At 38.1% G+C, this 11,322-nt stretch carries 8 protein-coding genes; 5 read left to right on the top strand and 3 right to left on the bottom strand.

The genetic code is table 11. From position 1 onward, the window contains the following. The first annotated feature begins 64 nt into the window (after positions 1–64). The 5 genes from OQZ33_RS13610 to OQZ33_RS13630 all read left to right on the top strand — a co-directional run bounded on the left by OQZ33_RS13610 (position 65) and on the right by OQZ33_RS13630 (position 6,662). Positions 65–1,180, top strand: a complete 1,116-nt coding sequence (locus OQZ33_RS13610) for an NADH-dependent flavin oxidoreductase (protein ID WP_265799570.1) — start codon at positions 65–67, stop codon at positions 1,178–1,180. A 1,372-nt stretch (positions 1,181–2,552) separates the two neighbouring features. After that, the gene (locus OQZ33_RS13615) at positions 2,553–2,987 is read left to right on the top strand and encodes a hypothetical protein (RefSeq protein ID WP_265799571.1); all 435 of its coding nucleotides are present in this window, start codon (positions 2,553–2,555) and stop codon (positions 2,985–2,987) included. An 11-nt stretch (positions 2,988–2,998) separates the two neighbouring features. Continuing rightward, complete coding sequence (locus OQZ33_RS13620) at positions 2,999–3,514, top strand: hypothetical protein (protein ID WP_265799572.1); 516 nt, start codon at positions 2,999–3,001, stop codon at positions 3,512–3,514. Positions 3,515–3,864: 350 nt separating this feature from the next. Further along, positions 3,865–4,494, top strand: coding sequence for a TetR/AcrR family transcriptional regulator (locus OQZ33_RS13625; RefSeq protein WP_265799573.1), 630 nt, complete (start codon positions 3,865–3,867; stop codon positions 4,492–4,494). Next, positions 4,491–6,662: a PKD domain-containing protein gene (locus OQZ33_RS13630; RefSeq protein ID WP_265799574.1), complete on the top strand. Its 2,172-nt coding sequence runs from the start codon at positions 4,491–4,493 to the stop codon at positions 6,660–6,662. The genes OQZ33_RS13625 and OQZ33_RS13630 overlap by 4 nt, the downstream gene beginning before the upstream one ends. A 546-nt stretch (positions 6,663–7,208) precedes the next feature. On the opposite strand, the gene OQZ33_RS13635 is transcribed toward OQZ33_RS13630, so the two are convergent. From OQZ33_RS13635 to OQZ33_RS13645, 3 genes are all read right to left on the bottom strand, one after another. Continuing rightward, positions 7,209–8,249, bottom strand: a complete 1,041-nt coding sequence (locus tag OQZ33_RS13635; protein ID WP_265799575.1) for an aldo/keto reductase — start codon at positions 8,247–8,249, stop codon at positions 7,209–7,211. Next, positions 8,221–8,580: an L-rhamnose mutarotase gene (locus OQZ33_RS13640; RefSeq protein WP_265799576.1), complete on the bottom strand. Its 360-nt coding sequence runs from the start codon at positions 8,578–8,580 to the stop codon at positions 8,221–8,223. Before OQZ33_RS13640 ends, OQZ33_RS13635 begins: the two co-directional genes overlap by 29 nt. Before the next feature lie 285 nt (positions 8,581–8,865). Beyond that, the gene (locus OQZ33_RS13645; RefSeq protein WP_265799577.1) at positions 8,866–11,250 is read right to left on the bottom strand and encodes a beta-galactosidase; all 2,385 of its coding nucleotides are present in this window, start codon (positions 11,248–11,250) and stop codon (positions 8,866–8,868) included. Between the last annotated feature and the right edge of the window lie 72 nt (positions 11,251–11,322).

Consider the following 11,322-nt stretch of genomic DNA (forward strand, 5'->3'; position numbering starts at 1 on the left):
GTGCTGCGCCAAAAAAAAGTAAAACGCAACCATTTCTTCAACACATTTAAAATAAAGTATAACAATGAAACAACTCTTTGAAAAGTTCGAAATAAAACAAGGAATAGTCTTAAAAAACAGGATTGCAATGGCTCCTATGACAACTTGGGCGAGTAATAATGATTACACGGTTTCGGATGATGAAATCAGACACTATGAAGCCCGCGTGAAAGATGTTGGGTTGGTGATTACAGGGTGCACCAGAGTCTTAGCCAATGGCATAGGTTTTCAGAATGAATACGCAGCGTATAATGATTCCTTTCTACCCGGCCTAAAAAAATTGGCAGCCGCTGCCAAGAGTGGTGGAGCGCCGGCAATACTACAGATTTATCATGCGGGAAATAAAGCGGTAAAAGATCTTATTGCCCAGGGAGATGTAGTAAGCGTGAGTGATGTACCTCTGGTACCTTCGCCATTATATCCAGGCGGAGCGGTACCCCGCGAACTCTCTCATTCCGAAATCACGGAAGTGATTAGGGCCTTCGGTGAAACTACCCAGAGAGCAATACAAGCAGGTTTCGATGGTGTGGAATTACATGGCGCGCATGGATTCCTTATGCAGAACTTCTTCTCCCCATACTATAATCAAAGAAATGATTATTGGGGAGGATCGGACGAAAAGCGGATGAATTTTGCTATTGAGGTGATCAAAGAGGTTCAAAAAGCAATCCATGAGCATGCTGACAGGCCTTTCGTACTCGGATTTAGGATATCGCCAGAAGAGCGAGAAAGTTACGAAGTAAGTGACATTATGCCGTTCATAGATAAACTTATAAGTTCTGGTATAGAATACCTGCATATATCATTATCAGATTTACTACAACAACGTCCTATCAATGATGTGATTGGAGATAACACTATCCTGGAATTGATTTTAGCACATGTAAAGAACAGAATTCCTGTAATTTCTGCAGGAGGCATTCAGCAAAAGGAAGACGCCTTAAAAGCAGTAGAAAAAGGACTGTCAATGGTTGCAGTGGGCCATGCCTTAATTATTAATCCGGATTGGGTTGAGAAGACTTTGAATGGAGAAAAAGCGAATGAGGTGCTTCAAATGTCCAAGGCAGATGAGCTTTTAATTCCAAAAAAACTTCAGGCATTTATCCGAGTTGCTACCGGGTTTATTCAAATTGAAGATTGATACATCTATCATCAATATAACGGATTCAACCCCTGTAACAAGTACCGATACAAGCATAATAACCATAATATTTCTAGATCGATTTTAAGAAGTTAGATTATGAAAGGTTAAAAAGCATGTAGGAATAAACGGATGTGATTGAAGTCAAGCGCGAACAATATTCGTTCATTAGACTTCAATCACCTCTATAACAGATCCGATTCAGCGAGGATGAGGAAAGGATTCACGCACTTTAAAAGCAAAAAAACTAGAAAGACAAATTATCATCCAACCAGATTCTATTGCAAAATTAAAAACCAGCTGTTAATCAACCCTATAATGGTATTAAATGAGATCCATTGCCAAATTCCTTTCTTAGATTTAATCGTTCTAAGAACACTCGTTTTCCTTTCTCCGATCCCGTCAATTAGCATTATCCTGAAAAGCGCTGCTTTGCTCAATGAAAAAACTTATTGATAAAAGAAACGATGTCCACGAGCATTGGATCAAACCAGGGTTCGTACAGGCAGAATGAATGTGGACTATCTTTGAATATTTTTACCGCAGTATATATGCCTGATCTCTGACAGCATTGACAGCCGACTGTATGGTTCTGAAATCCGCAGTTCCATTTTTAGATACTGTAATCACTTTTTCCGGCACGTTATTTTCGGCAACTGCCTTTTCATATGCTAGGAACATAAAAAAGAAAAGCAGCATGGTTGTATGCTTTATCTGTAAATTACTATTTGGTTAGCGCTATTTAATTATAATAGCATGTTACTGTTAAATGTATTGATCAAACCTACCACCATTTGCATTTATGATGGTACAAGTTCTGGTTAAAAAAGTATATAATTTATCCACTTCGGGCATCAAACAGAAAGAAAAGCCCACTTGTGAAACCTTTTTCATAAGCGAGAAAAGAAAGTTTAGGTAGTTGTATTTACCTAGCCTTGCTTTTATGGGACTTACGTTTGTGTCATCTTATTCTATAATGCAAATAGGCAAACGCTTATTCAAAACTATTTCCCGGATATAGATTGATAATATTTATTGAGGTATTCCGTGTAAATTCCCCTGTACACAGTTGGCGCTTAAGAACATTTAACATTGGTATTTTTTGCTACCTGCCTACATTTTTCTAAAAGCCTGATTCGCTGAAAAATTCTTAATCGATTTTGGTGTTGAAAGTTGCATCTGCGAATTAGCGTGTGAAGTTGAACCAACTTAAACCTGCATTCTCGAGCGACCAAACTAAATCTGTATTGATAAATGAATTTTACACATGATTAAGCAAATTTATTTTTTATTATCTATACCCCCATAATTATTTCTTATGGATTATCCTCATAAAGGATGGCAATTGAGGCATTCGTAAGTATAATTTAAAATGCATGAAAAAAAAACCTTTAGCGAAGGCCGTTTAATTAAAATCGCAGAGAAATCATCAGCACCACCGTGTATGCTTCCTGATGAACCTCACTGGAGGGTGTATGCACCAGTTGGATCAGCATATCTCCAATCCATTTTGCTACAAGGCAATACTGGTGTCGTCGACATAGCTGCTATGGGCAATGAGACAAGAACAGTTGTTTACCATACTTCTGGTGAAACTAAAATCACAGCAGAAGTTGATGCAACTATTTATAAGGCTGGAGCAGAGTTAGAGGGCTGGATCATTTCAACATCTTCTAATACTTATAATAAGTACACGCTTTCTGGGACATTACTGATCACCTATAACGGAGCAAGTTTTAAACACAATTATAAACTGCCTGGCTTCAATTATTTTAGCAATCTTAAGGTACACAAACTGGTCTTTTAAGGAATTAAAATATGAAAATTTCATCACATCACTTCAGGATCTTCATGTTCCTTTTACCATTTTTTTCCTGGGCTTGTATCACAAAAAGAAATGTAGAGGCTCTTGAATACCGTTACGTTTCTCTTCAGACCGTCCCAAGGAATAAAATGGGAGCATTAACGGGAAAGCCCTCCTGGGCTTTTCATCACCACATTGATGGCCCGATGCCCGATTCATTTTATGTTTATGGCAATTTTGACAGTATCCTGTTTAAAGGTCCAACTTCATCTAGAATGTTCAGAAAAACAGATATTAGGGCAGAATCCTGGAAAGCAAAATCCCACTATGGCAACCTAAAATTTGTTGGCAATTATTTGGCTGAGCATCTTCCGGGACTTTATGCCAGTTATTATTTCTCTGATGATAGACGGAATATACTGCAGGCACTCTACACTAATCCCGGCACACTGGTTAACGCGGGAATGTTCCATAAAGACAGTGTGAATGTTCTGGAAAAAGACGGAATTGTTATTGAATCTTCACAGTAATCTGAAAAGAGTCAAATCGAAGACTAGTCAATTTAAGTTACTTCATTACCAAACTCCCGATTTCTTTTGAGTTGATTTTTTTGGCTAAGCTGAAACACGTAGATAATCGAACAATGAGCCCGGTTTTAATGCGTTATCACGATTCAAGCTTTTAAGGCTGGCTTTCGGTAAGGGATGGGTAGTATAAAAGGCCATTAATTTCCTTAAATTACAAGATGCATATCACCAAGCGTGTTGAATATGTCATTTTTTTTGAGGCTTTTAAACAAAATGATCCGGAAACTTTTCTTAATAAAATAATTTCCGCTCCTTTGTACATCAGTTAACAGATTAATTCTTTGGGTGATGTTATGAAGGAAAAAATACTCCAGAAAGCGCTTGAACTATTTTTGCAATTTGGAACCCGGGAAATCTCTAATGTAAAGCTAGTGGAGGTGCTTGGTATTTCGACAAAGACCCTCTATAAATATTTTGAAAACAAAGAGGGTTTGCTTGAACAAGTGCTCTATCTATATCATGATCAACAGTATCGGTGTCTGAATAGCTTATCCCTTGATAAAAATGGTGCATGTAGATTTTTTGATGCATGGCATTATGCCCTAGAAATCGCATATAACATCAATCAAAAATTTTTTGAAGATCTGCATCATTATTATCCTGAATTAACTCGTAAAGTGGAGACTGCAATTGATCAAAAGTTTACGGAGAAATTTTTAAATATCATTCAAAATGCAATAACTGATGGCTCTTTTGAAAAGGATATCAAACCGATGGTCGTTTTAGATACTGTTTTTTTGCTCCATGCCACTATAGTGAGAACAGAAAAGTTTAAGAAATACCAGTTGTCCTCCTTTGATATTTTTTTAAATACCATGTTCATATACATCAGGGGATTATGCTCAGAAGAAGGTATAAGCATGCTTCAAGAACATATTCACTCTAGTGGTTATTCACTTACAGTCAAACAAAAGCATTTATGATCTTACCTACCAGAAATATAAAACATTACATGCAAATCAAAAATCTATGCCCAAATATCAGCTTGTCAGCCAAACTTGCGACTGGTTTATTGATTATACTTTCCTTTAAATATTCAGTGGCCCCTGCGCAAAGTAATTTAGTGAGCCAAAGCAACGAGCTGGTAAAAAAAATTAAGACGACCGACACGCTATTTAAGCATCCATACGTAGATGTGAAAGAGTGGCGGACTAAACCAATAAGGCATTTATATATTCATGGAGGTTTTAAAAATACAGATACTAAATTCTCCTTTTATTTTCCCGAAAAGAAAAAATATGAGAATCGTTTTTACCAGTACATTACGCCCATCCCAGACAGTGAGACCATCTCCCAAAATCAGACAGGCGAAGAGGATAAGATCAGTTTTTCAATAGCCAGTGGTGCCTATTTCGTTGAAACCAATGGTGGTGGAAAACTTAAAGAAGGTGAAAGTACCCTTATCAGTGCTTATCTTGCAAATGCTGCATCAGCAAAATATAGTAAGGTGGTGGCTTCTGAGATCTATGGTCAGCACCGTACCTATGGGTATGCTTTTGGTGGAAGCGGCGGAGCCTACAGAACTATTGGTGGTATAGAAAATACGGATGCCTGGGACGGAGCGGTACCATATGTTGTAGGCTCTCCCGTGGCAATACCCAATATGTTTACGGTTAGGATGCATGCCATGCGAATTTTAAAAAATAAATTTCCACAGATCATCGATGCACTGGAGCCCGGGGGAAGCGGTGATATGTATAAAGGTTTAAACGAGAAAGAACGTGAAGCGCTTACTGAAGTAACAAAAATGGGGTTTCCCCCACAGTCCTGGTTTGGATATGAAACGATGGGGGTTCATGGTTTTTCTGCTGTTTATCCAGGAATGGTATCTGCAGACCCGAGCTATTTTAATAAAGATTTTTGGAACAAAAAGGGTTATCTTGGATTTGACGATCCACAATCTTTACATAAATTTAGGTTGCAAGCTGACAGCAGGATCAAAGCAGTGATCTACGAAGATGAAGCTGTAAAGATGGGATTGATCCCAGCGCCAACGATTACTGAAAGAGGTTCTGCCGATCTAGCGTGGAAGGGTAATGGGCAAAATCAAAAGTTGCCGGTTGCCTTTCAATTGGAGAAGACCTTACCTGAAGTTGACTTTCTAGGTGGCGATCTAAAAATATTAGATGGACCACATAAAGATAAAAAGATACAGATCTCAAAAACCGTTGGTGATAAGATAATCATCGGCGCTGGTACATATCCTTTCGCGGCGGATCTGAAAGTAGGGAATAAGGTACAGATCGACAATTCAGATTTTCTTGCAGCCCAAACATATCACCGTCACCAAGTTCCAAATATAGTTGAATATCCTGTATGGAAACAATTTGTTGGCAATGATGGACAACCGATCTATCCGCAGAGAGATCTTCTTATTGGTCCCTTATTTACCAAGTCTGCTTCAGGCGTGTTACCATCTGGAAAATTGAAGGGAAAAGTGATTGTGCTGTCCTCGTTATGGGATAGAGAGGCACTTCCCTGGAATGCAGACTGGTATGCCAGAGAGGTTCGTAAACAGCTAAAGGACCAAACTGACCACAATTTTAGACTATGGTACACTGACAGAGCTGTACACGGGGATGTCACTAAACAGGAAGATCCTGACAGACTTGTGAGTTATCTGGGAACTTTGCAGCAGGCTTTAAGGGACCTGAGCCAATGGGTTGAAAATGGAATTGAGCCGTCACCGACAACAAATTACAGGATCCTGGACGGACAGGTCGTTATCCCTCTTACAGCGGCAGAAAGAAAGGGTTTACAGCCCGTACCACAACTTTTGGTTGAAGACCAAAAAGCTGTTGTAAAAAATGTAGGTGACAACGCCAAATTCAATGTTACCATAAATCTCCCTGAAAATACCGGAAAAATTGTGAGGGTCGAATGGGATTTTGAAAATAAAGGCACATTTAAAAAGGGTAAATTTAAAGCGTCCCAAGAAAAGAACGTCTATAATGCGGAATCAAAACATAAATTTGTGCATAAGGGTACTTATTTCGTTACAGTAAGGGTCGTGTCGCAACGAGATGGTGATAACAAAACGCCTTTTGCCTTGATTCAAAATTTAGACAGAGTTAGAGTTGTGGTTAAATAAATATTTCACTTATGGAAAGAAACACTGATTTTAAAAGATCGGGTTTCCTTTGATCTAGTTTTTATAAGGTATCTCCTGTGATCGCGTCGAATGATTTTTCAAAAAAATCTGAGTTTTTTCATAGATCGAATCTGCTTTTTAAGTACATACAACTTCTTTAATTTTTAATGAATTCTGAGGCTCCATATAAATCCAGTGAAACAACGAAGGAATAAGTTTCTACCCATTATCTTAATTTGTCTTTTAGGCTCCGCATTTTCAGTGATAATTTTTTTAATCAATCCCAAAAGTACTCATCGCATGCAATTGGTAATGATTACAATACAACCAAAAAAAAGTGATGTAGACCATTGATAACATTATAATCATCTAATTATTTACTGGAATGTTATCAATAGTTGCAGTAGACAGAGAAAGATCCATTTTCAATAGCCAAGTTTAGTACTCTGATAGTGATCATTACACTGACTAGCAATGAAATATATGGATAACAAACTCAACTAAGAAGTAAAAAGCTCAGTAAACGCTAATAGAATTACCACACTTTTATTTTTCATTAATTAATCCTTTTTGCTCCATTTCTTTCCAAAATTCTTCTGGCACTTTGACTGTTGCCATTGCGATATTAACAGGAACCTTTTCAACCTTTGAAGTACTCATTGCAATGCTACGAATTCCAGGGTAACGGGTTGAAAAATTATAACAGGCCTCTGCAGGCAGTATACTAAACTTATCACATAGCTCAAAGAAATCTTCACGCCACTTTAAGAGTTCCAGATCGAAAGGATCACTACCATCTACTAGTCGGTAATTGTAAAAGTCACTGCCTGTCAAAAATCCTCCATTAAAAATTGCAGAGTTGATAACTGTTATATTCCTGTCGTTTAATAACAATAGAAAATCAAGTAGCTCTTTTGGATGCGAGTGAACAGTTAAACTATTTGCAATCATGACCCAATCCAAATCAACATCTAAGGAGATTCTTTCAATTGTTTTCCAATCCTTGGCCCCTATCCCTACTGCTTTAACTTTTCCCGCAGCTTTTAGTTCATTCAACGCTAGGTAAGCTTGAAGAATATCCTGGTAACGTAAGTTATAATCCTCAGTATTCTTTGCAGCTAAAAGGTATTCGTCTGGATCGTGTACAGATACAAATTGTGAATGATATTTACCAAGAAGTCTATTGCCTTGTTCAAAACATTCCAGAATTCCTTGATAGCTAATTTTTTGGATTGCATCATTTTTGAGATCTTTCCAGATTCCCGGCTCAAAAGTGGGTTCCTGAGATGATAGCTCTGTCCTAAACCATCCTAATTTGTTGGATATGATAACTTTTTCGGGATCTATATCTAGTTCAGACAAGCTTTGCCCAAGTACTTCCAATGCAAGTCCAGCTCCGTATTTACCTGCTGTATCAAAAAAAGCAAAGTCTTTGGAATGCTGCAATACAGCTTTAATGATTTCTTTCTTAGACTCGAAAGATTTGGACTGATAAAGATTACCTAATCCACTTGTTCCAAATACAATCTTGGGGATCTGTATTTCAGTTGAATCGGGGTTAATTGTTTTCAATGGTTTGCTGCTCATTTTTAAGTTCAAAAATTTTATTCATTAGAACCCACTTTTCTCCCGGATTAGACCATGGCAGAGCTTGCTGGAAATTCCACATAAGCTTCTCCCATTCTTGAACGTGTTTATTAGACTGATCCATTATTTTTTTATTTTCAAAAGTAAATTCATCTGTAGTTTCCATTACCATAAATAAACGATTGGAGGTTCGATATATTTCCATAGAAAGAACGCCCGATTCGATAATGCTCGTGGAAACTTCTGGCCAACCATTTTTATGATGTTCTTCATATTCCCTGATCAGTTTATCATCATCTATCAGATCCAAGGCAAGTGCATATTTTTTCATTTTTATTAAGTTGTGTGGGGTTGTGATTTAATCATTGATTGAAAAATTCCCCTTTGAGGCATAACATGCGATGCAGCAAAATAAAGCCTAGGAACGACGCAGCCATCTTAGGAATTTCTACTTCCATCACTGATCATTCGAAAAGTCCTTTGTACAAGGGTATCACCTACAATAAGCATCATAATCAAAATACTTCCATAAGCGGCATCGTTATTCAGCTTTTTTGTTCCAAGATCAAACAGTTTTAGTATTGACTGTAGGAATCACTGCATTAAAATAGGGGTGCTACATTTTAAAAGGGCTAACGCTGATATAGATGTTATAATCCTTAATCATTCCGGTTTTATTTTTATCACTTCTCGGAAGATACCTGAAACCCTTTATTTGATATTCCGCTCCCAGATCAATCACGACCTGATGTGGATGTTGGGTAGTACCGCCAATATACTGAGACTGCCAGAATGTTGATTCCTGATTATCGAAAATCCTGTCTGCAGCATGATTGGCAGCTGTCATTTCCTCACTATCGGCGTAGATTACCTTCCATTTTTGAGTGGATATTAGATGGTTTTCATTATCTATGATCTGTAATTCTGCAATAGCACTGGTCACATCTTTATCAAGAATTGAGGTTGTGGCCTCCAAACAAAAATATCTTCCACTGATAGCGTTTTTGAACATTACATCTTTCCAGTTTTTCCGATCATCAAATTTGCCCTTCAGAACAGGTATCATAGAAGTCAAATCAAGTTTCTGTCCTTTTTTGCGAACCAAAAGTGAGGCATCTGGAACAATTCTATCTACGATAGGTCTATTCAAACCCATCACTGTTCTTTGAGCTGGTACTTCAAGATCCAATACCATAATCTCATTGTTACCTTTTTTTAACCAGACGCCTGGTACGAACATGGTTTGCTGGGGACCAATTTTCCAAAACCTTCCTATATTATGGCCATTTACCCAAACCATTCCTTTGCCCCATGTGCTTAGATCCAGGTAGGTATCAGCGGTTTTGTTAAGGATGAAATTAGCCTTGTGCCAAGCCGGGCCTAGTGCAGGCTCATTCTTAAATAACACATTAGATTGAAAGGTATAATCTACAGGAAAACTATAAGAAGACCAGTCGGTTAATTCTTCATAGTGATCCCCCTCCTGAATTTCTACCTTCTCGGTAATACCCTTTCTATCAATAATGGCTTCACCAAAATTTACGCGTCCTGTTGTTTCAACTAATATATCCAAAACAGCATTATTAGGGACTGGAGGAATCTCAATAGTGTTTTCTGCCCTTCTCCGGTCAATGTTACCTACCAATTTTCCATTGATAAAAATTGATGCCCAATCATGTATTTCAGTCACAACAAGCTTTCTTGGAACTGTTGAAGCTGTTAGATTTGTTCGATAGTTGATCCTACCCCATCCCTGGTCAAACATCTCCATAGACATAATGCTTTTGCTTTTTTTGGCAGGCGGTAAATTATTAAATATATTCGCGGATTTAGTAAATGTGATTTTAGGTATTTCGATAACGTCCAACGGGGTCGGCATCACACCGATTTTTTCGCCTGGATTGAGATAATTCTTTAACAGATCCCTCACAGCAAAAAACTTTTCCGTTGGCCTTCCTTGTTCATCGATCGGCGCATCATAATCATAACTGGTGACCATAGGCGAATATGGCGGGGAGTTTGCTCCACCCCATTGTCCGAAAGTCGTACCACCATGAGCCATATATAAACTGAAGGAAATTCTTCTTTCCATCATATCTTTCAAACTTCCGATAAAACTGTTGATCGATCGTGTTTCGTGTGGCCTGCCCCAATTGTCAAACCAGCCCGTCCAGTATTCGCTGCACATCAATGGCGCTGATGGGTGTAGTTTCTTGAAAAGCTCAAACTGTTTATCAATATCTGATCCCGCACCAAAGTTTAATGTTACCGCTACACTTGGCGCAGTTTGGTAGTTGTTAAAATTCGAAGACCAATCACAACGCATGAGCTGAACCCGATCAAAGCCTGCAGCCAGCACATTTTTTCTTGTCACTTCCATATAATCTCCGTCTTTACCAAAAGCACCATATTCATTTTCTACCTGTACCATAATGATAGGTCCGCCTTTTTGTATTTGAAGAGAAGAAAGCTGTTTACCAACCTCTTTTAAATATTTACCAGATCTATCCATGAAGAAAGAGTCGTCCTTGCTACGAACCTTAATGTCCTTTTTCTTTAACAACCACCAAGGCAAACCTCCCATATCCCATTCTGCACAGGCATATGGACCAGGCCTTACTATACAGTACATTCCATTGGATTGAATCAGCCTGACAAATGCAGCTACATCTTTTTGCCCTGAAAAATCAAAACTATCCATTCTTTCCTCATGGAGATTCCAAAACAGATAAATACATACTGTATTCATGCCCATCGCCTTTAACATTTTGATGCGATGGTCCCAATAAGCACGAGGGATGCGGGGAAAGTGAAGCTCACCTGCCCGAATTAGGAAAGGTTTGCCATTTAATAGAAATTCATTTTGCCCAAGTGTAAAATCTGATGTTTTGATTGAGGCACTCTTATCTTTCTCTTTACTTGTTCTTTGTATGCTGTTTTGGGAATGGGTTGTACAATAAACCGCTATGCAAAGAACACACACCAAAATCAATTTCTTCATATATTTATTTTTTAATTTCAGTCAACTCCAACAGACATTTCAGATGGTTAGCGTTTGATGCTGATCAATCAA

The organism is Pedobacter sp. MC2016-05 (assembly GCF_026239735.1).
Taxonomy (GTDB): domain Bacteria; phylum Bacteroidota; class Bacteroidia; order Sphingobacteriales; family Sphingobacteriaceae; genus Pedobacter.

Excerpts from the sequence above, each read along its gene's own strand:
- OQZ33_RS13630 (WP_265799574.1), top strand. The coding sequence starts at position 4,491 with ATGATCTTACCTACCAGAAATATAAAACATTACATGCAAATCAAAAAT.
- OQZ33_RS13615 (WP_265799571.1), top strand. The coding sequence starts at position 2,553 with ATGCATGAAAAAAAAACCTTTAGCGAAGGCCGTTTAATTAAAATCGCA.
- OQZ33_RS13610 (WP_265799570.1), top strand. The coding sequence starts at position 65 with ATGAAACAACTCTTTGAAAAGTTCGAAATAAAACAAGGAATAGTCTTA.
- OQZ33_RS13620 (WP_265799572.1), top strand. The coding sequence starts at position 2,999 with ATGAAAATTTCATCACATCACTTCAGGATCTTCATGTTCCTTTTACCA.
- OQZ33_RS13625 (WP_265799573.1), top strand. The coding sequence starts at position 3,865 with ATGAAGGAAAAAATACTCCAGAAAGCGCTTGAACTATTTTTGCAATTT.
- OQZ33_RS13635 (WP_265799575.1), bottom strand. The coding sequence starts at position 8,249 with ATGAGCAGCAAACCATTGAAAACAATTAACCCCGATTCAACTGAAATA.
- OQZ33_RS13640 (WP_265799576.1), bottom strand. The coding sequence starts at position 8,580 with ATGAAAAAATATGCACTTGCCTTGGATCTGATAGATGATGATAAACTG.
- OQZ33_RS13645 (WP_265799577.1), bottom strand. The coding sequence starts at position 11,250 with ATGAAGAAATTGATTTTGGTGTGTGTTCTTTGCATAGCGGTTTATTGT.